The organism is Marinomonas polaris DSM 16579 (assembly GCF_900129155.1).
Lineage (GTDB): Bacteria > Pseudomonadota > Gammaproteobacteria > Pseudomonadales > Marinomonadaceae > Marinomonas > Marinomonas polaris.
Genome location: NZ_FQVF01000009.1, coordinates 133,249 through 159,693, shown reverse-complemented (window position 1 = coordinate 159,693; position 26,445 = coordinate 133,249). Strand labels below are relative to the sequence as shown.

26 protein-coding genes and 1 tRNA gene are annotated in these 26,445 nt (G+C 39.7%); 8 read left to right on the top strand and 19 right to left on the bottom strand.

Going from position 1 to position 26,445, the window contains the following annotated elements; genetic code table 11:
• Positions 1-91: 91 nt before the first annotated feature.
• Together BUA59_RS11515 and BUA59_RS11510 are read right to left on the bottom strand one after the other, a co-directional pair.
• Entirely contained in the window at positions 92-1,852 is a 1,761-nt protein-coding gene (locus tag BUA59_RS11515) for a UvrD-helicase domain-containing protein (RefSeq protein WP_217653736.1), read from the bottom strand.
• Positions 1,849-3,795 carry an ATP-dependent nuclease gene (locus BUA59_RS11510; protein ID WP_072839843.1) on the bottom strand — a complete coding sequence of 649 codons (1,947 nt, stop codon included), beginning with the start codon at positions 3,793-3,795 and terminating at the stop codon, positions 1,849-1,851. The genes BUA59_RS11515 and BUA59_RS11510 overlap by 4 nt, the downstream gene beginning before the upstream one ends.
• Before the next feature lie 382 nt (positions 3,796-4,177).
• On the opposite strand from BUA59_RS11510, the gene BUA59_RS11505 reads away from it, so the two are divergent.
• The 4 genes from BUA59_RS11505 (at position 4,178) to BUA59_RS11490 (ending at position 7,836) form a co-directional block, all read left to right on the top strand.
• Positions 4,178-5,248 (top strand): DUF6765 family protein, encoded by a 1,071-nt coding sequence (locus tag BUA59_RS11505; protein ID WP_072839842.1) that lies wholly within the window; start codon positions 4,178-4,180, stop codon positions 5,246-5,248.
• Entirely contained in the window at positions 5,214-6,197 is a 984-nt protein-coding gene (locus BUA59_RS11500) for a hypothetical protein (RefSeq protein WP_245813137.1), read from the top strand. The genes BUA59_RS11505 and BUA59_RS11500 overlap by 35 nt, the downstream gene beginning before the upstream one ends.
• Positions 6,198-6,205: 8 nt before the next feature.
• Positions 6,206-6,538, top strand: coding sequence for a hypothetical protein (locus BUA59_RS11495; protein ID WP_072839841.1), 333 nt, complete (start codon positions 6,206-6,208; stop codon positions 6,536-6,538).
• A 161-nt stretch (positions 6,539-6,699) separates the two neighbouring features.
• On the top strand, positions 6,700-7,836 hold the full coding sequence (locus tag BUA59_RS11490; protein ID WP_072839840.1) for a protein NO VEIN domain-containing protein: 1,137 nt from the start codon (positions 6,700-6,702) through the stop codon (positions 7,834-7,836).
• A gap of 475 nt (positions 7,837-8,311) precedes the next feature.
• Here BUA59_RS11490 and BUA59_RS23855 read toward each other — a convergent pair whose 3' ends face one another.
• Both BUA59_RS23855 and BUA59_RS23850 read right to left on the bottom strand, forming a co-directional pair.
• Positions 8,312-8,467 carry a hypothetical protein gene (locus BUA59_RS23855; RefSeq protein WP_175550768.1) on the bottom strand — a complete coding sequence of 52 codons (156 nt, stop codon included), beginning with the start codon at positions 8,465-8,467 and terminating at the stop codon, positions 8,312-8,314.
• 207 nt (positions 8,468-8,674) lie between these two features.
• Positions 8,675-8,833 carry a hypothetical protein gene (locus BUA59_RS23850; RefSeq protein ID WP_175550767.1) on the bottom strand — a complete coding sequence of 53 codons (159 nt, stop codon included), beginning with the start codon at positions 8,831-8,833 and terminating at the stop codon, positions 8,675-8,677.
• A 251-nt stretch (positions 8,834-9,084) separates the two neighbouring features.
• Here BUA59_RS23850 and BUA59_RS11480 point away from each other — a divergent pair, with 251 nt between their 5' ends.
• The 3 genes from BUA59_RS11480 to BUA59_RS11470 all read left to right on the top strand — a co-directional run bounded on the left by BUA59_RS11480 (position 9,085) and on the right by BUA59_RS11470 (position 11,969).
• Positions 9,085-10,209, top strand: a complete 1,125-nt coding sequence (locus tag BUA59_RS11480; protein ID WP_072839838.1) for a hypothetical protein — start codon at positions 9,085-9,087, stop codon at positions 10,207-10,209.
• A 399-nt stretch (positions 10,210-10,608) separates the two neighbouring features.
• Positions 10,609-11,529, top strand: coding sequence for a bacteriophage abortive infection AbiH family protein (locus BUA59_RS11475; RefSeq protein WP_072839837.1), 921 nt, complete (start codon positions 10,609-10,611; stop codon positions 11,527-11,529).
• A gap of 140 nt (positions 11,530-11,669) precedes the next feature.
• Positions 11,670-11,969 (top strand): hypothetical protein, encoded by a 300-nt coding sequence (locus BUA59_RS11470; protein ID WP_072839836.1) that lies wholly within the window; start codon positions 11,670-11,672, stop codon positions 11,967-11,969.
• Between the two features lie 73 nt (positions 11,970-12,042).
• Here BUA59_RS11470 and BUA59_RS23480 read toward each other — a convergent pair whose 3' ends face one another.
• From BUA59_RS23480 to BUA59_RS23845, 6 genes are all read right to left on the bottom strand, one after another.
• The gene (locus BUA59_RS23480; protein ID WP_084122370.1) at positions 12,043-12,426 is read right to left on the bottom strand and encodes an MbcA/ParS/Xre antitoxin family protein; all 384 of its coding nucleotides are present in this window, start codon (positions 12,424-12,426) and stop codon (positions 12,043-12,045) included.
• Between the two features lie 72 nt (positions 12,427-12,498).
• Positions 12,499-12,921, bottom strand: coding sequence for a hypothetical protein (locus BUA59_RS11460; RefSeq protein ID WP_072839835.1), 423 nt, complete (start codon positions 12,919-12,921; stop codon positions 12,499-12,501).
• A gap of 74 nt (positions 12,922-12,995) precedes the next feature.
• A complete protein-coding gene (umuC, locus tag BUA59_RS11455) occupies positions 12,996-14,267 on the bottom strand; it encodes a translesion error-prone DNA polymerase V subunit UmuC (RefSeq protein WP_072839834.1) in 1,272 nt (423 codons plus the stop codon).
• Positions 14,267-14,713, bottom strand: coding sequence for a translesion error-prone DNA polymerase V autoproteolytic subunit (umuD, locus tag BUA59_RS11450; protein WP_072839833.1), 447 nt, complete (start codon positions 14,711-14,713; stop codon positions 14,267-14,269). The genes umuC and umuD overlap by 1 nt, the downstream gene beginning before the upstream one ends.
• A 265-nt stretch (positions 14,714-14,978) precedes the next feature.
• Positions 14,979-15,815, bottom strand: coding sequence for a hypothetical protein (locus tag BUA59_RS11445; RefSeq protein WP_217653735.1), 837 nt, complete (start codon positions 15,813-15,815; stop codon positions 14,979-14,981).
• Positions 15,816-16,071: 256 nt separating this feature from the next.
• A tRNA-OTHER gene (locus tag BUA59_RS23845) sits at positions 16,072-16,179 on the bottom strand.
• 351 nt (positions 16,180-16,530) lie between these two features.
• On the opposite strand from BUA59_RS23845, the gene BUA59_RS23840 reads away from it, so the two are divergent.
• Positions 16,531-16,695 (top strand): hypothetical protein, encoded by a 165-nt coding sequence (locus tag BUA59_RS23840; RefSeq protein ID WP_175550766.1) that lies wholly within the window; start codon positions 16,531-16,533, stop codon positions 16,693-16,695.
• A 26-nt stretch (positions 16,696-16,721) separates the two neighbouring features.
• Here the strand turns inward: BUA59_RS23840 and BUA59_RS11440 are convergent, their stop codons facing one another.
• The 9 genes from BUA59_RS11440 to BUA59_RS11405 all read right to left on the bottom strand — a co-directional run bounded on the left by BUA59_RS11440 (position 16,722) and on the right by BUA59_RS11405 (position 26,441).
• Positions 16,722-17,087 (bottom strand): MbcA/ParS/Xre antitoxin family protein, encoded by a 366-nt coding sequence (locus BUA59_RS11440; protein WP_072839831.1) that lies wholly within the window; start codon positions 17,085-17,087, stop codon positions 16,722-16,724.
• Between the two features lie 126 nt (positions 17,088-17,213).
• Positions 17,214-17,366, bottom strand: a complete 153-nt coding sequence (locus tag BUA59_RS23835) for a hypothetical protein (RefSeq protein ID WP_175550765.1) — start codon at positions 17,364-17,366, stop codon at positions 17,214-17,216.
• A 365-nt stretch (positions 17,367-17,731) separates the two neighbouring features.
• Positions 17,732-18,325, bottom strand: coding sequence for a type I-F CRISPR-associated endoribonuclease Cas6/Csy4 (gene cas6f / locus BUA59_RS11435; protein ID WP_072839830.1), 594 nt, complete (start codon positions 18,323-18,325; stop codon positions 17,732-17,734).
• A complete protein-coding gene (gene csy3, locus BUA59_RS11430; RefSeq protein ID WP_072839829.1) occupies positions 18,325-19,353 on the bottom strand; it encodes a type I-F CRISPR-associated protein Csy3 in 1,029 nt (342 codons plus the stop codon). Before csy3 ends, cas6f begins: the two co-directional genes overlap by 1 nt.
• Positions 19,331-21,382, bottom strand: a complete 2,052-nt coding sequence (locus BUA59_RS11425; protein ID WP_072839828.1) for a type I-F CRISPR-associated protein Csy2 — start codon at positions 21,380-21,382, stop codon at positions 19,331-19,333. The genes csy3 and BUA59_RS11425 overlap by 23 nt, the downstream gene beginning before the upstream one ends.
• Positions 21,383-21,390: 8 nt before the next feature.
• Complete coding sequence (locus BUA59_RS11420; protein WP_072839827.1) at positions 21,391-22,542, bottom strand: TniQ family protein; 1,152 nt, start codon at positions 22,540-22,542, stop codon at positions 21,391-21,393.
• Positions 22,543-22,623: 81 nt separating this feature from the next.
• Positions 22,624-24,969: an AAA family ATPase gene (locus tag BUA59_RS11415; protein ID WP_072839826.1), complete on the bottom strand. Its 2,346-nt coding sequence runs from the start codon at positions 24,967-24,969 to the stop codon at positions 22,624-22,626.
• A 42-nt stretch (positions 24,970-25,011) separates the two neighbouring features.
• Positions 25,012-25,314: a helix-turn-helix domain-containing protein gene (locus BUA59_RS11410; RefSeq protein ID WP_072839825.1), complete on the bottom strand. Its 303-nt coding sequence runs from the start codon at positions 25,312-25,314 to the stop codon at positions 25,012-25,014.
• Positions 25,315-25,436: 122 nt separating this feature from the next.
• Entirely contained in the window at positions 25,437-26,441 is a 1,005-nt protein-coding gene (locus tag BUA59_RS11405) for a TniB family NTP-binding protein (RefSeq protein WP_072839824.1), read from the bottom strand.
• Positions 26,442-26,445 lie beyond the last annotated feature (4 nt).

Genomic DNA, 26,445 nt, shown 5'->3' with positions numbered 1-26,445 from the left:
ATCTATTTGCTAGACTATTAAAGAACAAATAAACTCACAACCAAATGCCTTCTAATTCTAGCTTTGCACAATGTTTGAATATGTCGCGTCATCAAATAATTGTAAAACCAACAGCTTCTAGTTGCTTCTTTTCGGGTTGTTTAAGAGACTTCACAGCCCATATAAGGAATTCTTTTGGTCGTGAAGAAGCAACATAAGCGAACCTAGCAGCTTCGCTATCAGGATCTTTAAGCCAATCTTTCCAATGAGAGTCCTTCCCTGATATAGCGGACGATATAACAATGGTGACATCATGAGTTTCCCCTTTCGCCCCATGAATTGTTGATTTTTTGTACTTAAGCGAAGGCGTTGTTGTCACCCCTAATGACGAAGCGACTTCAAGTTTGGAAGAACCAGATGGCGCAGATAAATTTACATTTTCTAATGAAGCCAATACGCTTGCTATACTTTCAGAACAAAAATTCTGCTTTGGAATAGCTCGAATCAGTGCTTTTGCGGTCTTAGTCCAACTTGACCAATTAACATCAATCTTCTGTAGATCATTGCCAATCAAATAATGTAAAGACTCATATAAAAACTTTCGCCATGAAAGGTTTGAGACAATAGATTGAGGACAATTGAAACTATTCGGTTTACAACTTTCCTTTAGGTGATAACGAAGAAACTCAGAGAAGTACTGTAAAGACTGGTTTAAAGCTTCCATATTCTGAGGATTATACAGCTTAATCGCGAGTGCTAGCTTCTGTATGTTGTTTGGCTCAGTAACAGAAGTCTGGAATTTATTAAGTATGGAATGACCTCTTGATACAACAACATTGTTGTTAAAACCAATACATTTTTCCTCAAAAATTTCTATCAGTTCTGTAGGGCAGATATCATACTGAACAACAAAACACCTTGGTTCAAGCCAAGACATACTACCAACTATATTGCTACGACCAGTAAGTTTCATACAGAGATCGACTATATTTTGGCAGCTTCTAAAATTTCGAGTCAATTGCAAACTTGTAAAGTTATTATCCTTTACGAATTTATTAACTTTAATGGGCTCAACATCACGAAAACCATAGATTGCTTGATGAAGATCTCCAACAAAGTGTAGTTTTGCGCCATTATCAGCAAGTACTTGAAGAATGGAAAGTTGCTCTTCTGATAGATCTTGGCATTCATCAATTAATATCAAAGGGTACCGCTTTACTAATAATTTGACGAAATCCTGATATTTTTTATTTATTAATGCTTCTAAAGCTAAGCACTCAATGTCTTTGTAGGTAGCGAATCCTCCCTGAAGCATTCTAAGTTTAGCTTGAATAAAGTCTTTGATTTGCCAATCGTCTAATTTTAGAGCGCCTAACGTGTTATCTAGTACAGAATCCCCTGAATCAAATATCAGCTTGCCGCTTTCTTGGTCGATTGAGTAATGGTTCGCAGCTACATTTCCTCTCATAGCATATTGGTATTTAGTACGATAGCCAATATGCGTTGTAGACTCTATTATACGGATCGATGAATCACCTCCTTCCCCAATATAATTTGTTAGCTCTGTGGATAGAGGAGATACGACATTCTTGTAGATGAAGCTATCAAATGTACCTAAGAAATGTGGAAATATGCCTCGGCCGTGTGGTAGATACTTAGATACTCTGCTCGTTAACTCATCAGTTGCACTGTTGGCAAAAGAAAGTGCAGCCAGACCTCCTGGATTCTTATTCCAAGAATCTATTTCCTTAGCTACTTTCACTGCAACTACCTCAGTTTTGCCACTTCCAGGGCAGGCTTCTAAGAATATGTGCTTCTCGATGCCTGAGTTAACATAGCTCAGTTGCTCCTCCGTAAACTCTACCGCCATCATTTATCCTCCGTGACATCTAACGATGAAGCCCACAGAATGGCATTTTTGATATACTCAGGAACAGTAAAATCAAACCCACTAGACTGGATTCTATCGCTCAAAACTTGAGCAAACAGCCCCTTACCAATACTGTCGTTATCAATTTTTTTAAGTATTTCGTGAGCAGTAGTAGCAACCTCATGAGTTGATTTTTTACTCCAGTCTTCCTCTGACATTGCAATAAACTTTGGAATTACTGTGCCCTTCTTTTCAGTTGGTTCCGGCCACAAATCAGCAATTACCCTGGACATTAATGCTGCATTATTACCCTCCATGGCTAAGTCATACTCTAATGTCTTATACTTACTTACATAAAGTCGTGCATTAGCTGAGTTATTGACATGGTCAACTAGTTTAATTGCATGGTTGGTCCCATCAAGAATATTACCTTCGCAAGGAAGAAAGTCTTCACTTATTTCTTTTTCAACACCCTTCATTTCCGGATCAGGTACTTTTTTCTTTACGGTTTTTGGAGGGTCCAAATCGGTTATTCCAACACATCTTACCGGAATGCTCTCCCATTGTGCTTCTTCTGCAATATCATCTGACTTTGAAACGTTGCAATATAGTTGCATGAAGTGATTAAAGTAGATCCCATTTAGGTTGATTGTTGATACCCCAAGGTCTTCGAGACTTTTGCACCCTTCTTTCTGTTCCTTTAGAACTATTTTTGCCAAAGCTGGAATTAGCATTTGCTCTGCAATCCCTTCGACAAGAATTACACCGCTAGCAAATAGTAAATTTGACTTTGTTACATCTAGCCAACGATTAATGAATTGGCTACTGGGTGTCGGTAATCCACAATTTCGTAAAGGTGTCGCTACAGGAGTTGGTAATTTAGATATATGAATTATCGACTCAAGGTCAACCGAAGAGGCTAAAACTGTTGAATGCGTAGTGACAATAACCTGAACATTTTTATTCTGTTGTGCTACTGATTTGAGATGGTTTAGCAGTCTAATTTGTAACTGTGGATGTAAATGAGCTTCCGGTTCTTCGATCAGTAGCAACTTAAAAAGAGGTTGTTCTTCATCCTCATCATCTAGAGTAAGTTCAGCAAGAATTGAAGCTATATACAGTAAGTTGTTATATCCTAAGCTGTTTTGGCTAAGGTCACGGAACAACGTCTGCTCCTCAGCCGACAAGTCCGGAAAGAACATTAAGGTAAGGTTCTCTGCGATCTTAGTGAAATCACTTTCGGCAAATTGAATACTAGTATTTTGTGCAAAATGATGTCCAATTGCTTTAGTTAAGTTACTTGATATCAGTGCGTTAGCACCTTTAATGCTCAATGTCTCATCATTTGCCAAGGATTCGTTGAAGTTCTTCAAACTAGCTTCAAGAGGGTGTAATGCGTCGTCTTTTCTACATTGTTTTAGCTGCTTGCGATTTAGCGCCTTAAGAAGTTTTGAAAGCCTAGACTGACGACCGTTCGACAATTTTGCTTCTGCGTCTCTTAGCGGCGGTAAATAGATACATTGAACTAGATCTAACAACTCAGGATCAAATTGAGAACTTTTTGACTTCCCTCCCCATATAACTTTTTTGAACCTTCCACGTATTTCTTTATTTTCAGCTTGTAGATTTAATAATGCTGTATTGGAAGCTCCTACCCAAGGAAGAAAGGCTACTTTATCTTTTGTATTCAACCCATCAAATTCAGCACAAATTGAGAAAGATTCGGCCGTTTTTCCTTCAACTACGAATGGGCGAAAAAAATCATCGCTAGTTAGGCTATATCTACCCGTTTCTGAATCTTCAAATAATTGACGAATCGCACTTATGATAGCTGTTTTACCTGCACCATTTTCGCCAACTATTACATTTAGACCATCTGATAATTGAACATTGAAGTCTTTGCCAAAGCATCGAAAACCTTCCGCTTTTAAATTACTTATGTACATAGCTTTCCCTATTTAATTGCTTACGAAGTCAGAACACCTTTTAAGCTATGACAAGTGATTAATCAGCTTGCTTTATTGCCATCTGGAGACCCTTCACTTCCTCTAAAACTCACTCGTTGGCAACAGTAACAGTTCTACCGACTCATTACTCAATGGGAAGTATGGACTATCCAGACTTTACTAGACAAATACCCCAGTCGAATGGTGAACAGGATTAGAGTAATTTCAGTACACCAATTCGATGTATTAATTACCGAAAGAGTGAATGATTATGAACAATAAATCGTCAGTTATTAACACAAAGCTTAGCCAATTAACTAAATACTATGCTATATAAATATTTACTCGATTATCTTACGCCCATTTATATAAGGAAAGTCAAATGCAGATAGACGGACATCATACCCTAACTTATGTCGTAGCCCGTTACGCCGGTATCGATCATTATACAGCCGAGAAGGTTGCCTATTCGGCACAATATGTAGATGAAGCAACAAATGATTCTCAAATCCATTTTGAAAATGGTGCAATGTATGATCGAATTGTTTCTGCACATAAAATGCTTGATTACCGAAACACGCAAGAGTTAGCGAATAACTTAGTGTGGATACCTTTTCATTTTTTACCTGGTAACGAAGGTTTTCCATCAAGTGAAACTCCAGAAGGAAGCTTCATAAATCGATTAATATGCATGCCAGACAGTCAGGTAGCTAGAGACATGTTGAAAATGGTTGCACAACATTGGGAGCGACCGTATGCAGCCCAAATGATGGGGGTAGCTATGCATGTTTACGCTGACACATTTGCCCATCAAGGCTTCGCCGGCGTTATACATGATGTTAATCGGGTTGATGAATTAGAATCCACATCGACCAGTCTCTTACAAAAAGTCAAAGACAATTTATTTAGCTATGCTATATCAGAGTCGTCGCCCCTAGGCCATGGCGCAGCCCTATCTTTTCCTGATCGTCCCTATACCTCTTGGGAATATCAAAATGGGCTAGGAAAAAAAGTTGAACGAGATAATACAAAGATTTTTTTAGATGCCGCAGATGCTATGTGTAAAGCGATGCAATGCTGGAAGTCTAGAGACACTTCGATAGATATTGATAATCAACCAGGCTTAACAAAAGATCAACTAGCACTTATTAAACACGCACTACTTACTATTAATGATGACAGTGGAGACGCTCGTCATAAAGAATGGTTAAAATGGCTTCAAGAAGACAAATTCGAGCTGGGAGCTGTCGATTTAAGTTTTGATATTGAAGGTCAAGATAGCTGGAAATTTAAAGCAAGAGGCGAAGGAATAAAAATAGACGGTGTTTTCAAATATCCCTACTCCGAAGCTTTTCTAACCTCTGATTGGAAATACTTTCATGATGCACTAAAAACCTATCGACTGGAGATTATTCGAGATGTACTCCCAAGCTACGGCATTTGCGTCGCCTAACCCAAAACTAAAGCAACTAAATTGGTCAAATAAAATCCTATTTATGAAAATAGTATATCAAAGAGTTTTTTTCGTTATATTTTTATCGTTTGGCCTAATGGGCTGCGCCTCTAACAAATCATTAGGTTTAGTTAATAACTATGCTAAGCAAACACACGAAGTTGAAGAAGCTCTTTTGGAGGTCTATCAGCAAACACATAATGCACAAGTAGATGCGGTATTAGCTCAAGCTTCAAGAGATGGAATTTCGAGTAATGACCTACTCATTAAGAAAATAGACAATCGAGGTCAAGTAACAATGCTACAAAACCTTCTTTCATTCTCACAAAGTATATATCTTCTCTCTTCAGACAACTACGATGAAGATTTAGACTCCTATTCTAGACAGCTCAATTCTTCACTATCCTCATTGTCCGAACTTTCTTCCACTCAAGTGATAGACAAACCTCAGATAGAACTAGTATCGATTAGCGTAAATACTATCACCAGAGCATATTCAGAAAGAGCTAGATACAAGAGCCTTAAACAAGTACTAATTAGCTCCCAAAGCATCGTACAACGATCATTTCAAACTCTAAGCAAAGAACTCCAAGCATGGGAAATGATCACAAAAATTTCAATGGAGAAAGAGCTAAGAGCTAGACTCTATATGCTGAACAATCCCAATCGATGTGAGACAGAAAATGCAAGATGTGCGGCCCTCTTCCACTCATTAGAAGAACGCATTGAGGCATACAGAAAAGCTTACATATTAAAGTCGAATATAAACGCTTTAAATACTAAATTTAAGAATTTAGAAAGTGCATTACAAGCGGTACAAGATCTAAATATTGCTCTTGTCGACTCTCTTAATCAAACCGATACTTTTTCGAAGGATTCAGTAACGAGTGCAATCGAATCAACACAAATACAATTGAAGAAGTTAAAAAACTTCCAAAGCACCTTATAGGCAACAAAATGATAGAAACGCACGAAAAAATTTATGCTGAAATCAAGTCTCTTTACGATGAACTTCAAACATACTTAGATTCGATAATAATGACACCTGAACAAGAACATATTTGTCTGAAATGCGATAAACTAGGTGACAAAATAGTTGAATACAATATATCAATAATTACAAATAACTCTAGATTAAGTCAGTCAAATAATGAGGCGTTAAGAAGTTTACTTGAGGAAGTCAGTTTAGCTAGAGCTACCATTAAAAATGATATTAACAAGCTGAAATCAGTAGCAAAAGCAGCCAGTGCCATTGATAAAGTTTTGGAAAAGTTAGTTGGGATTGTATGATTTTTTGGAAATGACTACTGTCTAGCAAACTTTGGGAAGTCCACTCATGGCCTACGGACAAGGTAAAAGTAGAAAGCACTAATAAGTTATGAATCACCCCCTTTTTTAAACACTTTAGCACCTAACATGTCTCGCCCGTTAAACTTTTATAAGGAAGTAGTATGTCTATTAAAACTAGCGATTTAATGAAGTTCGAACCTATGTATAGCAGCGAACAAGAGGACAAAGCACACAAATTTAGAGGGGCTTTTTTAAAAGACTTCCCATTAGATAACCTTGAGAGTATGGAAATTGACGATTATGTCATTGGTCATGGGACCAATTCATTCTGCGCTCAAGTAGAAGCAAAAACCATAACTTGGGCGAATATCCAAGGTTCCACCTCGTTTAAGTTTGGCATTTACTTTGGTCGAACTAAGTATGATCCAAAGAAAGTCTATCGTTTTTCAAAAAAGTTTAATAACACTGGAAACTCTGAAGAAGCTTATCGAAATGTAAAAAACGAACTTTTAAGACTTATTGAAGCAGGAAAGAAAAAAGACTTCCATGAAATTGATGCTAACAAGACCTCCCAGATGTTTAAAGCAAAAATATTGAGTCTTTATTTTCCTGAAAGTTTCATCAATATGTGCAGCGCTGAACACCTTCAATTAGTTGCCAAAGAACTAGGCTATGCTGATGACTGCTACATTAGCGAGATTCAAAATATTCTTGTACGCGAGAAGAATAATAACGAAATCACCAAAGATTGGAGCAATCCTAGGTTTATGCAATTCCTATATGCCAAATACATTAAAAAAACGCTTGTAGGTTCTCCCAGTTCAAAGCCTGATAAAAAAAAGCGAAAGCCGTCTGATCAAAGTGTAGATTTCGAAAAGTTGAATCAAATCAGAGCAGAGAAAGGCAAGAAAAGTGAAGCATTTGCCCTTGAGTGGGAGAAAACGAGACTAATTGGAGCTAACTTGGGTGATTTACAAGAAAAAGTAAAAGATCTAACTAATAAGCCTAGTTTCGGATATGATTTTCAGTCTTACTCAGCTAAAAAAGTAAAGCGCTATATCGAAGTTAAAACCATTAGCAGATGGAAAGGTGGATATCATTTTTTTCTTTCGGATAATGAGCGCTTTAGATCCGAGTCAGAGGAGCTTCGAGACAATTATTATTTCTATTTAGTTGAGTATGATAAACATAACGAGCCAAAAGATGTCCACGCTAAGCTTGCCAAGGATTTTTATGGAGAATGTGAGCTTAACCCAATTGCTTACAAAGTTGAATTTGATTTGGACGAGGTCAATTAGGGACTCTACCTTAGAAACTAGGGAACATACGATTAAGTCGGCAACATGAGACAATCTTGCCGACTTCATCCATTGATGACTACAATTGCTACTCCACTAATGTCATCGAGAAGCAATTTTTCAACCTGTTGTGCTTTCATACATAAAGTTCCACGTTCACTTTATAACTAGCTGTAGTTCTTTCGACATTGTTACATACCATCAACAATCTGGCTACGCACTACAGGACGTCCCAGAGTTTGCTAGAGGCTATCTGATATGGAGAATTGCTAACGACATCCCCCTGAAGAAAAAAGTAATAAATTACTCTTCTAAGATGCCAATTATATGCAATTATATTTTTTCATATAATTGGCAGTTTCCCGTTAGATGGGTCGAAAAAACCACACCACTTTGCTTTTTGAAAATCACTTCTAGCATGTATTCTTTCGGTGTTTTTGACATGGCAAGCTGCATTAATAAAAAAACCAACCTTTCATTCCTGCTTTTTTTCTTCGCCTAATAGCTCTGCGGCTCCGCGCCCCCACCACGGAGGTCGATTTATTTCGGGTAACACCAAACTCGCCGGAACGGCCATCCAAAAATAAGGATTCGCGTTAGATCCGGTCAAACCACTAGCTAGAACACTCACAGCCCAACCATACCGGATTACCCTCAAAGAAAGGACACAACCAACGAAGAATTGGCACGCACCTTGAAATCCCATCCTATTAACGCTCTTTAAGAAAAAATTAAAAAAGAACACCCCGGGGAAAAAGAGGACAAGCCAAGCGAGTAAGAGAATAAGAAGAAAAGGATTTGTTGATTAGGGTATCTAAGAGGTTGACTCCTATACAAACTATAGGGTGACCATGGCCATATAGCCGGATAATAAATAGGCAGGTTTGAAATGGCCGGTTGACCATGCCGCCGCATCGATCAAGTTTTCACCAGACAATATCCGCTCTAGACGACTCGAGCGAAATCGCCTCAAGCGACCATCCACTTCCCTGCTCATAGAAATGGTTGCCACGGTCACCTCTTCATATGCTCGATCAAATCTCGTTAATTCATCTTGCCAAATTCGGCTAGTCTGCTATCTTAGATATTGGAGCTGATTGCCAAGGCTGTAAGTGACCTAAAAGACAGCATACCGAACTACCTGCCAATTTCAGTTGATCTTAATTAACCATGCTGGCAAGCGTAGTGACTTAAACACTTACCACTACCTATAAAAAAGTCCAGCGTTGTTTGTAAAGGATCACTCTCATGAGTACTGACTTATCAAAACTTTGCGCTGATTTCCTGCGTAACAATCATGCTTCCCAATCCACTGAAAAGCTAAAAGCCTCACATGCCAGAGAACTTGTTGCAGCGTTTTTTGGGTATAAGAGCCATGCTGCGCTTATGGCTGAAAAGACCTACCCACTGGATCAGCTCGAAGAGGTTGATATCTTCATTCCTGATGTACCGTTGATGGACGACAGACGCTCAAAATTTAACGGTTTGCCAAATGACCTTACCCAATCAATCGACCTTGTTAAATTTCTAGCTGAAAAGCTTGCCGATGAAGGGCTATGCGCTGCAAATGTTTGGATCTATGACACACTCGAAAGCTATATGGCCGAAGTTTTCCTACCCGATTGCCAAACTCTAATAGATGATCAGCTTTCTGGTGCAATGGCTGAAACCAATGCGGAATTTTTCGATTCACCTTATTATGAAAATGTACAAATCGAAGATCGAGGTGACGAGCTGGTTGTTATTGCCAAAACCAAATACAAGGGCGAGCCATTGGAAGATAAACCATTCTGTGGCGACACTCTTGATATGGTAGTTCAGGTGACATTTCCTCGCATGGCAGGCAAGCGCGGGTTTCACGAATTCGAGCTTGAAGTTGGGGGCAGCGTCAATGACGACTGGGCTGACCCAGAACTACGATATGGCATACGCTCTCAGAGCAGATTAGCAATGGAACTTGGCCTAACCAACGAAGATCTCGATTCGCTGGAGTGGGACACCCAAGAAAACCGCAGTAATGACGGTATGCTCTATGACCATGTGCTGACCTTTAACGAAAATTGTCCACCTGAGATTTTAGAGAAGATTGAAGGATTATCGGATAATTTGACCATCCGTGTTTCTGCAAACGCTTTTGACAGCCCTTTTCCAGATGAGACAGATGAAAGCATGCATTACGAGATACCGAATATCCGTCCCAAAGATCAGTGGCTTGAGATGACAGGCGGCTTTCAAATTGGTGAAAGCACTGAGCAGCTCAAGACGAGACTAGATGAAATTCATGTCATTCGTAATCGAATTGCTGAAGGCAAAAGCACAGTAAATGATATCGAAAGACTCTCTTACCTACTTGGTAACGATCAAGACTATTAAGGGGATCTGAAAAACAATGGAACAAAACGTACACTAAGCTAATCGGACCCACCTCATAAGACTTCGTTGCAAGACTTGGTGTGGTTTAATTCAGGCCATTACAATCGCTATGATCGGCTTAGTGTACGTTTTTGTTCCGAATTTTGATGTAACATCTCATCAATGCCGATAGAGAGGGAAGCCCATCTTTAGCCTAAATTTATCAATTTCTTGAAATAATAAATGCATCTTTAAGTGCGGGACATGAAACTTAATAAGCGCATATTATCTGACAGGTTATCAGCAGAGTTCTAAACCAGACATATGGGCAGTTGATATTGTACTAATGAAGCAAAACCATGACGAAATTTTATCTTACTAGTGAAGAGCTTTCTTAGAAATATACAGGATGGAACAGGCATGAGTACACTTTATATCATTGGTAATGGATTTGATTTACATCATGGCTTGCCAACATCACTAACTGATTTTAGGAAGTATGCCGAATACAGTGCTTTCTCTCGCTTGTATGAAGATGGCGCTTTTATGATTTGTGCTAACCAGACACTGGATAAGCATTGGGAAAGTCTGGAGGAGAATCTATCTAATTTTGATGTTGACGCACTCATTGAGCATGCAGCAGAATACTATGATGATGACCCTCATGAAAATCAGTTTGTTTATGAAGTTGAGTCTGCTATTGATGTGCTTACAACGGGTCTTAAGCGGGGGTTAAGCAAGTATTTGTCATTGGCAGAATCTCAGGATGTTGGCATAGACAAATTATTGAAGATCGACACTAATGCTCGTTTTCTTTGCTTCAACTACACAAACACTCTCGATCGTATTTATAAAATACCTTCAAATAGGATTTGTTATATCCATGGAAAGCTGAATACACCAAATGCACCCATTGTTATTGGACACGGTATGGAAGATTCTGGATATACACCCCAGGATGAAATTGACATTTCAGCGCTAACTGAAGAAGCACTAGCAGCATATGAGGACTCTTACTCTCCTGACTATGAATATGCAGTTAAGGAGGCTCATGGATACTTTAAAAAGAACTACAAGGATACAGTTGGTTGTATCAATGCTTCTAGCGAGTTTTTTGAGTCTTTATCTGATATTGATAGAGTGATAATTCTTGGACATTCTTTGGGTGAAATTGATTTGCCTTATTTTGAATGTATCAACAGGACTGTTAGAAGCGATTGCCATTGGGCAGCTACTTATTATCAAAGCGACCAAAAAAGAAAAATCTTCGAACGCCTTGAGGGGATCGTGAATGATCGAAGCAGAATGAGTTTATTTGAAATATCCCAATTAGTAAGATAAAGATAGAGAGCATTTTAGAGCGCCAATTATTGAAGATACTTTGCGATTTGATCCAGATTAATAGAGCTTTTATCCAGTTACCGTCTAAGAACTAAAGCTCAACCCCCTTCAATCAACCCTAACAACCATAGGCAAATGAAATGTTAGTGACAAACGAAATAACACAAATGGCTAACGCGATAGTAGCTCAGTTACCAATTCTGAATGGTATATCGAACTCTGATGAGCACCAACAAGCCCTGATACTTTTAGAAGAATTGTTAGAGCGCTATGACGAAAACTTGATCATTATTGAGGCTTTGAGCAATGTCATTGCACGGTATGAGGATGGGGCAGCAGAGTTTGATACTTTCAATAAACGACAAATAGCTATAAACCCAGAAACAGCAATGCTAAAGCTCTTGATAGATCAGGACCTAGCGAATACAGACCAGACCTAAGTACGTTACAAGAAAGAAATCCGATGTGCCGTCATCATCTCAACCCTTGATATCAAATAGCTACACTGTTCATTTAAACCACTACCCCGTGGCCAATTTGGCCCAAAAGATCACTTACCCGCTGAATTCCTTCTTTAGTAGCCATAATCGACTCTGGTGACTTACCACCTAACGCTAGTGCAGGTGCTTTAATCCATGATTTCCATTTGTCTTCGTCACCAAACAGCTCTAGACCCAATTGATGAACTCTTTCATTCAACTCTCTCATTTCAGATGCATCAACTAATTCTAAAATTGCCACATATGTGTCAGCGGGAACACAGTAAAATACGGGGTTACCGTCCTTCATAACAGCAACTGGACTGCCTTTTGAATCATTCATAACACGATCAAGACTGCTCTCAATATCATGAATATCAATGCATTTTTCAGCATGATTTTTTCGTTTAGTACTCATATCTCTCCTCCAACATATCTGTTAAGTACAATAATGACTAACATGAAAAGCTTAATTAAGGATAAATAATTTTTAGATGAGTACCTTACTCCGAAAAAAATTTCTTACCTTGAGGAAATCATCAAATGAATTATTCTCCAGCATAAATTCTCTAGCTGACTTACCATTAAATATCGGGTCATTTATAGGCCTTTTGAAAAAATCATACTTAAATCCAGTTGGTGCACTTAGGTGAATCATCTTGTATATACTTACCAGCATCGCCAATGTATCAATGGTTTCTTGGTCTACTTGAAGACTCCCACTAGTGTGTGCTGTCTCTTTCCATTGATTCCAAGTTGAAATCGTAATACCACCTAGAAGAACACACATCTGTTCATCAGATAAGTCCCAACGCTCCTGTGAACATTGTTCATCTAGCCATAATACAACCGTTGCAATTATCTTGTCTGCTGGCAGATTACTGGCGTTTTCTTTAGTACTTTTCTCGTTCATGGAACACCTCCCAATCAATTATTATAGTTTGAATTTTTTAACTAATAGCCCGTTTCTCTTTTCTACATTTTGGTTCAATAAACCTTTGGTAACTCATCCCACCTTGTCGTGTAGCCTGGCGATAGGTGCTCTCTTTTCATAGACCACTGAGGTGACACACCTTGCGAGGCGAAGAAGACATTGCCGAAGCCGCTGTGGTTGATTTTGTCCACGACGTTCATTAGGGCTTTTGAGTTGATTTTTGTGTTGTCGGCTCGGAATAAATCTTGTTGAAAGGCGCCGTGTTCGTAGAAGTCCGCCAGCATCACGCCGCCTTTGGCGTAACGATAACCTGCACGATAGATGCGACGAAACAACACATCCGCCACTTCTAACAAGTCTCGCGTATCGTCCGTGGGATTAGGCAGCTCTACAGACAGGGTTTTCGAGTACTGCGGTTCGTTTGGAATAAATGGACTGGTACGAATAAACACACTCACCACACGACAAAGACGTTTTTCACCGCGTAGTTTTTCGGCGGCTCTGGTTGTGTATTTGGCGATGGCTTCCCGTAGTTCGCGCTTGTCTGTCACCTTGTGACCAAATGACCGACTACAAATGATCTGCTGCTTTGTTGGCCTAAGCAATTCCAAATCCAAACACGACACACCATTCAACTCTCGAATGGTTCGCTCCAGCACCACAGAAAACTCACTGCGAATCGATTTAGGGTCAGCATTCGCCAGATCCAACGCGGTTTGAATTCCCCTAGCCTTTAGCTTGGCAGTGGTGCGACGGCCAACACCCCATACATCACTGACATCAACAATTGCCAATAAACGCTTTTGTCTGTCTGGGTCCATCAAATCTACCACCAAACCGGTGGCTGGGTATTTCTTCGCGGCATGATTGGCCAACTTCGCCAACGTCTTGGTTGGAGCGATGCCCACGCCTACCGTAATGCCCGTCCATTGATCGACCTTGGCTTTTACTCGTTTACCAAATGCCAGCAAATCCGTCACATGATCTACACCGGTTAAATCCATGAAAGCTTCATCAATGGAATACACTTCCAGCCGTGGCGCTTCCTCTTCTAAGATGGTCATAACCCGATTCGACATATCCGCATACAAAGCATAATTCGAGGAAAAGCAAACAATACCGTGCTTTCTTATCTCGTCCTGAACCTGAAACATCGGCACGCCCATCTTGATGCCCAGCGCCTTGACTTCTTTGGAACGCGCGACAATACAACCATCGTTATTCGACAACACCGCTACAGGCGTGTGTTTTAAATCTGGTCTAAATAGCTTCTCGCAACTGGCGTAAAAGTTATTGCAATCGACCAAGGCAAAGACCGTTTTCATCAACCGCGCTCGTACTTACGAACCACACCCGTCACCACGCCGAAGATTTCAAGCTCCGACTCTTCGGTAATATGAATGGCTTTATAGGCTTTGTTCTTCGGGCGAAGCAACACATTGGGCTTCAGCTCCAACGTCTTCACCGTCATTTCCCCATGAATACAAGCAATCACAATATCCCCATGCCGTGCGGTTAACGAACGATCCACCACCAACACATCACCGGAATGAATGCCCGCCTCAATCATCGAATCACCCTGAGCACGCACATAAAACGTCGCGTTCGGATGAGCCACACAGAACTCATTTAAGTCTAAAGATTTTTCAACAAAGTCCTGAGCAGGCGAAGGAAACCCCGCCGACACCGAATCCACATAAAGTGGGATTCGCACACTATTGGCAGCGATAGACGCCGCCGACTCAGACACACCAAGATAAGTCACACGCATGATCAACACCAAAAACTGTATAGATATACAGTATAGTTTTAAGCAGTGGGAATGACCAAGTGAATTTTTGTAACAGGTAGAATTTCCGATTTTGCGACCAAAAATGAGGGGCCAAAGAGAGTTTTTCACCTTGACTCCAAATATCTGATATTGGGCTAGAGCAAAGCGCCTTAACAACTCAATAGCGGCGTGTCGCGGCAACTCACAGGTGTTTTGATCAGGTACAAAAAACCACCCGAAGGTGGTTATATTGATCCTTAAAAACTTACAAATTCACCTTAGCTGATGGATAACTAGTAATGCATTGATCATCATTCAAAACCATAAATACATTTCCATCTAATGCACAAAATGGAAATTGAGCAAAACCTATATTTCTTGCACTGACTTCAATGTACATACGTTTGTCATGCAACTCTAATCGTTTTGCCTGAACAGGAAAGATCCCTTCATTTTTAGGCGTAATCAAAAATGCTAACGGAAAAAAGTTCAAACAACTCAAAGATGCATTATGTCCTTTGTTATGAAAACCAACTAAGCGGGCACTAAAATGGCGCCGAAACGGATAATACCAATAATATAAATCATGTGTTTCTGAGATAGCGTTATCGTCACCTAATACAAATCTTCGAAGACTATCGAAATGTGGTGATGGCAATGGCTTTTTTAGACACTCTTTGGATGACGTAGCAGCAAGAACATGACCAACCATAGCTCTGCAAAATTTTAAAGCATCTACTTCGATGGATAAGATATTACTATAAGAATTTGCTGATTTAATGTGATGAAGTAGTTTATGGTTCAAATCTTTAAATAAGCGCGCAACTTCATTATCATTTTTCCCCAAGTGGTAATTGTTACAGTTACTGCAAATTGTTTTAAAAGTACTTCCCCTCTTACCTTTAACTCCCTTTAAACTTGGATCTAGATTACTTCCATATATTTCTGTTACCAACTTCTGTTCAACCGCGGTTAGTACAATGGCTCCTTTTGGAGGAACATGATCTTCTGTTAAACGAGAAAATTCACCACATATGAGGCAATAGCCTTCATCAATTCTGCAACTATCAATTCTTCTAGAAATCCCTCTGCTTTTTTTCATCATCAAAATCCTTCTAGCTTCTGCAGTTTCTTATCAAATTACTTCATTTATTTTAAATCAATGCTATACAACAAAAAAACTGACAATTATAACCAAACCTTTGGCAATTCATCCCACCTGATCGTGCAGGTTGGCGATAGATGCTCGCACGGTTTTGAACTATACGGATTAATAGAATTTCCGATTTTTCTACCGGAAGTGAGGCGAGATCAAAGAGGAGCAAGTGTGAACTTTTCATCTGAGCTCAATATCTCGATGGTGAGAGAGGGGGGAATTGAACCCCCCGCGTTACTCTTGGCACCTGAATATTTAAATAACATTATATATGTCTCGCTCGGGGTGAAGCCATACCACAGGCTCTCTCAGGAACGCAGGCATCACCATCTCACGCTTTTTAGTATTAATTACTTTATTTCTCGACATAGACGTCTCCAAATTAATAGATGCATTAAAACTCGCATTACATTCATTGGTTAGGTCCACCCCAAGCGACACATCACAATCTACCGTCATAGACAGGCTTAGTCCCAAGACTTTAGGCTATAAAGCCAATAAATCAATATTACTGGAAGCAACCAAAGTTACAACAAAAACCTAACCTTCACCGAAGTGTCGGCCTGTGGCGTTTTTGACGCGTTCGATGGTTTGGTCGGCCCATACGGGGTTAGTTCGGGTTCTGGCGAGTTGTAGTTGATAATTTCGAATGGTTTGAATCTTGGCAATGATGTCGGTGGCGGATGCGACGGCGATGCTTTCTGTTATGCCTAAGGATTTGGCGACATCGTTAATGAGTTTGAGCTTTTCGTCGTCTTGGATAGGTTTCTTGGGTGACCTTGGGCAAAGGAACTTATCAATTGCAGATTTAACTTGGGAGAAGTAAGTATTATTGACGAGTCAACCTCTTCGTCACACATACTCTCCAAATTCCATTCGTCGAAGCGCTTGCCGCACAACTTCACGGCCAGCATGTGAATCGATCATGTTCACTGGAATTTCTCCTCCAAGTGCTGGAATAGACGAACGCATCCATTCTTTTGCCAAATCGAATGATTCATAAATTTTTGCAGCTTGAATATAAACTCGTAGAAGGTCAATCAGATTATCCGTTGCAGTAGAAGATAAGCGTTTAGTTTGATAACTCTTACTTAAATTTGAAGTGGTACCGATTGACCGAGCAATCAACTCTTTTTCCCCTATCAAATCCGTAATCGCTTTCAATTGTTTGCCATTTGCCCCTGATCGAACAATCGACAAATAACCTACTGCCGACATGATATCAACATCAGGAAACAGATCATTGATGGAATCAAGTGAAAAATCTTTTATAGTTCCAAGCGGTTTCAGAGGCTATCCATTAGCTATTGTTTTGATCATATTGAATACACTAGACCACTGACTTTAATAAAATTTAGACTCCAAATAGTCTTGCAGCTCTTCAATTTTTGAAGCTATTATGTGCTGCTCTTCTAGGGGAATTTTAGAAATATCTTCAAAGGTGATCGATTTAACAGCAAGAAGCAGTTTCAAAAGAAAGTCGTTATAAGTAGTCATTTTTTCAATCCTTGAATAAATTATAAACAATAGAAATTGCCCATCCGTGGGCTTTATCTACCTTTTCGGTAGGTTTATGTTCATCGTTGCGGAATCTTACTTCCAGTCCTAATCTCAGCTGCCTATGCGGCAGGACACGAAATTGGTTACACCTCAAAAGCGCCAAAATGTTTACCAGCTGCCTATGCGGCAGGACACAGTCGATGATAATGTTTACGCCCTAACGTTATTTTACCAGCTGCCTATGCGGCAGGACACTACAACAAAGTTAAAAAATCGTCTTAACTTACAATAATGTAGACCAATTTTATAAAAAATACCTAATTTCTCAGGTTATTTCTAGATTATTGTTTACCCCTACCAAATTAAATTGGTAACAGTGCTTGATGCTGCGAGTTAGTTGAAAGGCCATATGAACACACTTCAAAGCAGCTATCGTTGGCCTGTGATTGAACTACATCATACCGCTGCACTTTTAACATGTAAGCTCTACCTGATTGTGAGCTATCCATTGGAATTGAATGGTAAAAATCAATTTCCTTTGGTTGAGCGTCAATAGGATTAAACTCTTCGCCTCTCTCTAACGCTCTTTTCTTTGCTCTACGCAGCCTTCTAGCCTTGGCTGCTGGTGTTAGTTTGTCTATTGACTGATTTCGAACGTATTTAACGCATGTGTTTGACTGCTCAAGAATAATAGGATCGCTTATTTCAAAAAGCCCATTCTCTGTCATCACTTGATAATACGGCTGCTGAATCAGTGTATTAAGTTGATCCACTATAGGCGAGACAAACATCAGCTGGTTACCAACACTAATTTGAGACCATTTAGGGAAAGATACAGCAATATTTGAAAGGCTATGCCTGCTCATAAAACCATGCAACACCTTAATACAGCGCCCTGCCAATAAAGCATGATCACAGCTCTTTGGTAGATAGGTAACCACAACACCATACAACATCAACTTTTAGCTCCTTGAAACATTCCCCCTTTCACGAGTACTGATGCAATGAAGTGGATATCAGGATTTATACTCGCGGTAGAACTTGAAGCAGCCAATTCTTTTAAATAGGACGGTAGTTTTTGTAGCAATTGGTAAAAATCGCGCTTTGTCTGAGGGTGACGCCGGGCAATTAAATTTGCCTGATCAGCAGCAAACTCACTTACTCTTAAGGGGAAATCGCAATGCTCATCCCACCAGTCGTCGATAATTTGAATTCCCGCTCCTACCTTATCGGCATTAAAACAAGCGGCCATAACACCGTCTATGTCCGTTGTTAAAAGAACTTTACTCGCGGCACTTTTATCGTCGTTATCTACGAAACACTGGCTTGGAAAGACTTCTGCGCAAAAAGGCAGCTTAACCTCAGCCCAAACATCACAATGCCAAACGTAACGAGTATTGGTCAGTGCTAATGCTAACTCTGAAGCAAGCTTGTCTAGTTCGTGACTTTGATTATCTGGCCATTCAGAATCCCAATACAAGCGGTGAGCATTAACAAAGCTAAAATCACTTCCTTCACTTGTTTTTACAAACACGTCAAAAGCATTACCTTCCTTGTTACGCCACAACCAGGTTCCCATGGCTATATTTTTCGCGTAACGCCTAGCTAATTCGATATAGCCTCCTTTGTCAGCATAGGCTCTAACAAAATCAGATATATTGCTCTTAACTGACTGATCTGAACAACGGTCTGGCGTTAATGAATTTGCACAAACTCGAATAGAAAAACGGCAAACGAGACATTCTGCTACTGGCGGCAAATAGCAGGTATCGACAGTATGCGGGTTACCCATAGAAAGGTTATGTAATGTGGCAGATTCTTTAATACCTTTTGATGTATGAGCTTCGCTAAAACCACTCTTACTACCACGAATTTTAATACGTTCAATTGGAAGCGGAAAAAGCTGCCCATCTCGGCGATAGTAAAAAATCGCCTTACTAGGGTTAATTGATCGCTTGTAGCTAAGTTGATTCGGAAGTTGCATTGGATTCTCCACAAACTGGGCCTACTTGTAATGTAGTACAGCTTTGAGAGATAGGCATAAATTGCCAAAAAATTTGCTTTTCAATATTACTTGCAGCTCTTATCACGTCTATGCTGCGCTCACGCGTACAAAGGCCTATAAGCGGCTCACAGAATGCATGAATACCAGAATCTACCTCACGAGATTTGATAGGCTCTAAAAGCCTATAACCCACTAAGCAAAGCGACAATTTAGCTTTCTGCTTTAAAAGCTGCAAATTCGAGGATAAGTCAAAACCGCTGTCTCTAACGGGTGTCAGCCAGTTTCCATCAAAGAGATTGATCGCTATGAATTGCTTCAAGTTATTTGAACCATAAAACAACTGAGCCCATTCAGTTTCTTCGTATAAAAATGGCGGATGAAGAGAGCCACCCCACAATCGCTCTGGTAGAACTTGCTTAAGTAGCTCTACATCAAGCTTATCTGTAAAACCAGAGTGTTTATGAAGCTTAACCACTATAGAAAACTTACCATCAAAACTGCACTCTGGAACTATGCCGCTGCGCCTAATCCCCATATCCTTTTCAGGAATACTGTAGGCGGGTAATTTATTTTTATTAATTACTTGATATTGGTTACATTGCAGCGCGAAGCTTTCAACAATTACTTCTGGATAGCAATCTATTAACTGCCTCTCAAAACGGTGTAAGAAACCATATAACCCAATCATGGATGGCATCCCAGCCACGAATGGATTGTTTAAACCGTTAGCCTCAGTGAGTCGGAGATTCTTTAAAACAAGATACAATTCTTCTTCATGGTCAGATGTCACTTTAGCGTTTATAGAAAACGCCCTTTTAAGCATACTTGCTAAACGCTTCTGAGTTACCCCTAACAAGCGCTGATGGTAGCTATAGCTTCGAGTATATTTATTGTGCTCAAGTACACCATGAAGCTTTCGATTCAAATAGCGTGAGAAGTCCTGTAAGTCTGTTTCTTTTGACTGAAGAAAGTAATGTTCTTCATCGCTTAGTTTGTTTGTTTCAGCAGCCACTTTACCAATGAGCTTTAGGCGTACAAAAGGTGCAATCCATTGACTTAAAACATCATCTAGTTGCTTCAATACCAAAAGACGAGCCCGTCTTTTAAGTCTTAGAGAAGAATAAGTATTAACATCTATGATCTCACGATAAATACTGACAGCTTGCTTGCAAGTAACTGGATAGCCATTAAAAACCTCTTGCTGCTCAGCATAAGACCATTTCGTCTCAGGCCTGCGCAGCAATGGGGACTGTTTAATAAAGCGCATATGGCCGCCCATACAACCACACAGAACACCTAGCGCGCTAGGGTGAGGAAAGCTTAATGTCTGAATAGGAACACCTGAAATACTTTGAATGAGCAACTGATCAACATGAGACGCCACAGGAGTAACAGTTAAGTAATGATTATCTTTATATGGAAACAACAATTCATGGCTGTACTGATCAATCTCCTCAGGAAAATGGCTACCTGAGAATAGCTCCTGGAACTCTTGCTTTATTGAATACCAAAACGTCTTGTTTATCCCTAGCTTATACGCAGCTTTACGCCAAATTACGTCATCATCAAGCCATACAGAAACAAGAGAATGCTTACGGCCTCGCCACAGAAAAGTACTTGTGAGCATTCGACCAATTCGATAGTCACTGCTATTCCCCGCCCAACCAAACTCGGGTAACTCTCCGTTTTGAGGAATAACTCGTATTTGGTGTTTTAGGCTAACACGCGAGTCTGGCCATTTAAGGTTGTGCGTATGCAGTTGCGAGGCGACTTTGCGAAACTTAGTCCAAAAAAGATCGCTATTTAAAGTCGTTTTAGCATTTTGAATATTATCCAACCGACATTCGGCTTTACTGGTTAAGTTGACCAAGATAGCTAGACACAGCAGTTCTTGATCAGTCACATCAACTAAGACCGAATTCAACTCAAATAGCTTTTTAGCGATATCGTTAAAGTCTTTAAGGCTAAGTGAGTTTTCTGATGAAAGCAGTGCTTGAAGTGAATCCATAAAAACCACTACCACGCTGATTGGCTAAACTGATATTTAGAATAGGACAATGCTAAAGAAGCAACATCTCTTAGCCGAAATACTGGGTTGTGAGACTCCAGTTTACCTTCATTTCGTAGCCGCCTCCCGACAACTAAAATCCCTGACTCATAAAGTCGATATATATCATCAAGTTCTGAACCGATTATAACGGCAGCCTCTCTAGCGGACACAAGGGTATCGCCAATATTGGCAATCGTTGAACGTTCTTCGTTGATCGCTAAAGTGATAACAACACCGGCAATGAACTCTTTGATTTTTAATGGTAAGCAGCTAATTGCAGAGATATCATCTAGAAAATCATTGGATATTTGAGCAAACGACAATCTATTTGGCTTCTCCGTTGCCAGCAGTAAATTTTGCTCGATTAAACCATTTAGGTACTCATCAATATGACGACGTGGATCAACAATGAAGTCTTCATAAGCTAACAAAGGAAAAAACTTATCTGAAAATACGAGCACTGCTAATTTTTCGGAAAGTGAGCAAGAACCAATTGCCTCATATAGCGAATGATCACGCCAGCTATCAAAGCCAAACTCTCTATGTGAGTTTTGTAACAAATTCAGACCACAGATGCATCGTCCAGGGTCTTCAGAGTTCATGTAGTTCAAAGGGATATGACATGAAGGGCAATTTCTTAGCAGTTTAATACCATGCTTCTCGCAGCACTCAACCTTGTTGATATGCCAATCAAATCGAACATAATTTGATTCATTCAGGCATTCTGGGCAGATAGGGATAATCGTCGAACGAAGAAATTCTCTGGGAATATTGATTTGTTTATAACGAACTTCGGCATACTGTCCAAGGTCTACAGCGGTGGTATGCTTGAAGCAGATATCCAGTAATGAAAAACGTGACAGGCCGACCAACTGCTCAAGTAATTGAATCGCCTGTACACGCTGGGCGCTGCTTTGCTTTGCGTGATAGATGTTTACTGCATCTAGAGAAAGTGGAAATGCCCCAGCAATAGTGGGATGGCGCTCTTCCAACCAAGACTTCACCTCAATTGAAAGGTCACTGTAATGCTCAAAGTGATTGACTCTGCACAGGCGAAGCAAAGCACTTTCAAGCGCTTCATCTTCATATAGATCGATGGAGTTAGGTAAGAAGCTCATCAGCACACCTATTTTCTAAGATATACTTAGAAATGTAGCAGAAGTAACTAGCTTTACCACTATTTAAATCAAATCATGAGACTATAAACGGTTATAGATAAAGTCCATCATACCTTTAGCATACGATCTTGAGTCTTCTAAACTCCATGAGGTTAACTCATGTGCAGGGAGGTTAAGTGTTGTTCTATAGTCATGAAGAAGAACCGCTACAGCATCGTCAATTTGACTATTGTTTTTTAGTGCTTCAATACAATCGTTAAAACTATCTCTTTCTGTTAGATTCATGCCTGATAATGGCAACCTATAACGCTGTCTCATTTCATCTTCAATGAATGGCCTGAGTTTTGTGATTTTGTTGTCCTGTGTCCTTAGGTTAACAAAATCCATAATTTCCATGTATCTTTCATCATGAGCTGTTGCAGTCATTTCTACTTTTGTTGATTGAATAAAACTAGACCCTTGAGCTGTTTGAATGATTTTCAATGCTTGAGCTTCATTAAACTTTTTCATTACCGCTGATGCCATACCTTTGTAGTGGGTCGTGATAATCATCTGTTTAATTGATGGTTTAAGCGCAAAAAGAATGCGCAGAATGCTTGAAATGCGCTCATTATCAAAGCTGGTAACAGGATCATCCATGACTAAAATAGCCTTGCGTTTATCTTCATCTGAAAGTCGATGGATTTTTGCTAGGAAGATACACAGAGCTAGCGCTCTTCTATCCGACTCACTAAAGAGACAATGTAACTTTGAGTTATTAATTACTTGTCCTTTGAATGTAACTTTCAGATCATAAACGGTTCTTGCTCCACCTCTGTTAATTTTTCGGGATATATTAAAATCAGATGAACCAATTGCTCTAAATAACGTATTTATTTCGGTAAAGTAAGTGTCCAAAAATACCTCTTGAGCTTGCTCTAGAGAGGTTTTATCCATGTCATATTGCGCTTGAAGAACGTCAATCTGGTTTTTTAAGTCAATGTACTCAGTACATTCTGTGTCTAAGTGAAGCCTCTTACGTTCATTTGTGATTGCTACTTCATTTTGTTCTTCTTGTCGCATAATATTCAAAAGAGCGGTTGCATCTTGAGCGCCTTTAAAATTGATAAGAATCTCATTGGTCGCAATAGTGATTGCTGCGTATTCAGTAACAGTGTCATTGAAAGTTTGTAGCCTGAATTGGAGCGCACTGAAATTAATAGGGTTTATAAGGTTGTAGGGAGTGTCATATTTCTCAGTCAATGAAGCTCTAACTATTTGGATTGTTTCCGCTAGAGATGCATTCAACTCTTGAAGAGTGACATTAATATCCTCGAACTTATCATTTAACTGTGTCGCAAAATTTCTTTCATCGAGTTGTGCTTTTATAGCTTCTTCTGGATAGCTATCAAGTGCTGCAAGGTTACGTTCATGCTGTTGAGTCAAGGCATTTAAGGAGATCTCTAAAAGAGTTTCTCGCTGTAGCTGAGTAGCAGATGTTTTTGTTGTTGCAATGAAACGTTGAAATGTATCGTCAAAAGCAGTTCTATAGCTTTCTATAAGGCTATGAGCTTCATTACCAAGAGTTTGACCACAGAACGGGCAGTCTTCAATAAGATGTGTTAACCCTTTTGCTGTCCATCCATCGAAAGAGCTATTATTTGCGACATGACTTTTGTGAGCTGTCACTACCGATTTAGAGGCTTCGTGAACATTCTCCATCGACAAAGCCAAAAAATCGTTAATTCTTTGGACTTTATCATCGATAGAATGGAAACTTAAGATATTCTCAAGATTAGGTCTTCGAGTAACTTGATTAATATTTGCAATCTGAGTTGCTAGCGTTTGTTGGGTAAATTTTGATGTGTGAATTTCTGTGTCAAGCTCTTGCAGAGTCTTAATTGGTTTCGGTGAAGCTATGAATGTATTGAAGTCACCTAACTCGTGGGCTATTAGTTGTGCTTTATAGCTAGCGAGCGTTCGTCTGTCTACTCTTAGTTGCTGGTTTCGAGCTTCTAAAGCTTCAAATTGTGCAGCATTCTCTCCTAGGATGAAGCCAGACATATTTGTTGAATTATCGCGGCTGTATATGGCACCAGTCATCACGTTACGATGAATGAAGCTATGATCAAAAATGTAGAGTTTTGAATTTTCTGGTGGTTGAGAGTCCCATACTGCATTAATAAACCTCACAGCTTGTCTTTGACCTTCAAACTTTAACTCTACTCGCTGTTGGATTTGAGCAGCATTTCGATTTGGTAAGATTGATTTTCTATCAAGAATAAATTGTGGATCGTTTAAAGAAAGAGAATAGAAAATGTCACACAGTGTGCTTTTACCATTTCTATTTTCACCATAAATTATATTAACATCTGTAAATGTTATACTGCCCGCGTTAGCACCAGAATAATTACCTACATTATCTATCATTTGAATCCGTTCGAGCACGCCAATTTACTCCAATAGTTTAAAAATAATTTGCTTTACCATTTAAAGATCTGAAATAGATTCAATTATCATAGTTAGTTGATTTTCATCTAATTTGGAGGCGGCAAGAATCAAGTCAGCCAATTTCTCTTCATCACAATAGAGATATGCCACAGGCACTCCTAATGCATCTGCCATTTTCTTCGCCATTGCAAAATCTGGGGCATGCTTTCCGGTCTCATATTGACTAATTCGGGCTGTCCCATGGGATCGATCATCAAACCCTAGTTTATTACTGAGTTTTTCCTGTGTGAGCTTGGCCAACTTGCGAGCACTCTTTAGTCTTTGAGGTAATGGGCTTTGCATAATCCTAGCTACTTAAAAAACGTAATCTAAGATTTTCTTAGCATAGAGACCAAAAGTATATTAAGGAATCCTTAGAAAATGAAGCGTTGAAGCCAATTTAGACTGTTTTTTAATCAACGCAGCTATTTCTTGGATAAAATCTGGGTCAATGTCATTACTTCGGAAAGCCTTCGAGGCTCTATTGAAGCGCGATGAGAGCTATCTCCACGAATGTACTGGGAATGCATTTCAACTTCACGGATTTTGATTTTTTCTTTTGGCAGATCAAAAGGATTTTCATTACCAGGATAAAGGTTTTTAAATGAATCACTCAGAGATTGCTTGGAAAGAGGCTTACTACTGATAAGACATAGTTTAATTGCCTCTGTCAGGAGCGCTTTAAGCTGACGGATCTCGCCACATGAAGCTGCAAAAAGAGAAAGGCTAATCTCAAACTCTGTTAGGCTATTTTCAACTTCACATGGAATTGATTGCTCTAACAGCTTTAGAAGCTCATTGTATTCTTTTGGCCGCTTTGACAGGCTCAAATAGTTCAACGTGTGCCTTCTGGTTGCAAGTCGGGAGGCCCACTGAGAGTCATTAAGTATCTCATCAATCCAAGGCATACCTGCAAGAACTATCGGTACACCAGCCTCTTCACTTATAAGCTTTAAACGATTCCCTATGGCCTGACGATCACGAGCGCCTTTAAACTCAATCAGCTCTTGGAACTCATTAATTATAATCAACTTTGTATTCTTAACTCTTAAAGCGTCAAGCAGTCTGCTCGTAAGATGCGCATCACTTTGAGTATTTTTGTATCTGTGTGAGCTTGAGCCAAATACTCCTAGGTCACATAAAAGCTGTCTCGTTGTATCTTCGACAGTCAGTTTACTTGGTACACGCGATAGCAAAATGGGAAGGCTTTCAGATTGATTTTGATTTTTTGTTTCGCTGAAGTAACGAATGAGAGCGGATTTACCAGTTCCAGTATCACCGCATAGAAGCATTGAAAGCTGATCCCCACCAATTTCGGCACTTTGATAAAGTGACTCAAGATCTGCTAACACTTCACGAACTGGGGTATAAAGACAAAATGAGTCTTTAAATGTTCGTATCTTGGACTTATTTGCATCAGTAAGGCTCAAGGGG

Coding starts and splice junctions, on each gene's coding strand:
- BUA59_RS11440 (WP_072839831.1), bottom strand. CDS start 17,087: ATGTCGGCAGTAGGTTATTTGTCGATTGTTCGATCAGGGGCAAATGGC.
- BUA59_RS11425 (WP_072839828.1), bottom strand. CDS start 21,382: ATGGATTCACTTCAAGCACTGCTTTCATCAGAAAACTCACTTAGCCTT.
- BUA59_RS11420 (WP_072839827.1), bottom strand. CDS start 22,542: ATGAGCTTCTTACCTAACTCCATCGATCTATATGAAGATGAAGCGCTT.
- BUA59_RS11510 (WP_072839843.1), bottom strand. CDS start 3,795: ATGTACATAAGTAATTTAAAAGCGGAAGGTTTTCGATGCTTTGGCAAA.
- BUA59_RS11470 (WP_072839836.1), top strand. CDS start 11,670: ATGTTAGTGACAAACGAAATAACACAAATGGCTAACGCGATAGTAGCT.
- BUA59_RS11460 (WP_072839835.1), bottom strand. CDS start 12,921: ATGAACGAGAAAAGTACTAAAGAAAACGCCAGTAATCTGCCAGCAGAC.
- BUA59_RS23835 (WP_175550765.1), bottom strand. CDS start 17,366: ATGACTACTTATAACGACTTTCTTTTGAAACTGCTTCTTGCTGTTAAA.
- csy3 (WP_072839829.1), bottom strand. CDS start 19,353: ATGCAACTTCCGAATCAACTTAGCTACAAGCGATCAATTAACCCTAGT.
- BUA59_RS11505 (WP_072839842.1), top strand. CDS start 4,178: ATGCAGATAGACGGACATCATACCCTAACTTATGTCGTAGCCCGTTAC.
- BUA59_RS11490 (WP_072839840.1), top strand. CDS start 6,700: ATGTCTATTAAAACTAGCGATTTAATGAAGTTCGAACCTATGTATAGC.
- BUA59_RS11480 (WP_072839838.1), top strand. CDS start 9,085: ATGAGTACTGACTTATCAAAACTTTGCGCTGATTTCCTGCGTAACAAT.
- BUA59_RS11500 (WP_245813137.1), top strand. CDS start 5,214: ATGTACTCCCAAGCTACGGCATTTGCGTCGCCTAACCCAAAACTAAAG.
- cas6f (WP_072839830.1), bottom strand. CDS start 18,325: ATGTTGTATGGTGTTGTGGTTACCTATCTACCAAAGAGCTGTGATCAT.
- BUA59_RS11495 (WP_072839841.1), top strand. CDS start 6,206: ATGATAGAAACGCACGAAAAAATTTATGCTGAAATCAAGTCTCTTTAC.
- BUA59_RS23480 (WP_084122370.1), bottom strand. CDS start 12,426: ATGAGTACTAAACGAAAAAATCATGCTGAAAAATGCATTGATATTCAT.
- BUA59_RS11410 (WP_072839825.1), bottom strand. CDS start 25,314: ATGCAAAGCCCATTACCTCAAAGACTAAAGAGTGCTCGCAAGTTGGCC.
- BUA59_RS11445 (WP_217653735.1), bottom strand. CDS start 15,815: ATGAAAAAAAGCAGAGGGATTTCTAGAAGAATTGATAGTTGCAGAATT.
- BUA59_RS23850 (WP_175550767.1), bottom strand. CDS start 8,833: ATGAGCAGGGAAGTGGATGGTCGCTTGAGGCGATTTCGCTCGAGTCGT.
- BUA59_RS11475 (WP_072839837.1), top strand. CDS start 10,609: ATGAGTACACTTTATATCATTGGTAATGGATTTGATTTACATCATGGC.
- BUA59_RS11515 (WP_217653736.1), bottom strand. CDS start 1,852: ATGATGGCGGTAGAGTTTACGGAGGAGCAACTGAGCTATGTTAACTCA.
- umuD (WP_072839833.1), bottom strand. CDS start 14,713: ATGCGTGTGACTTATCTTGGTGTGTCTGAGTCGGCGGCGTCTATCGCT.
- umuC (WP_072839834.1), bottom strand. CDS start 14,267: ATGAAAACGGTCTTTGCCTTGGTCGATTGCAATAACTTTTACGCCAGT.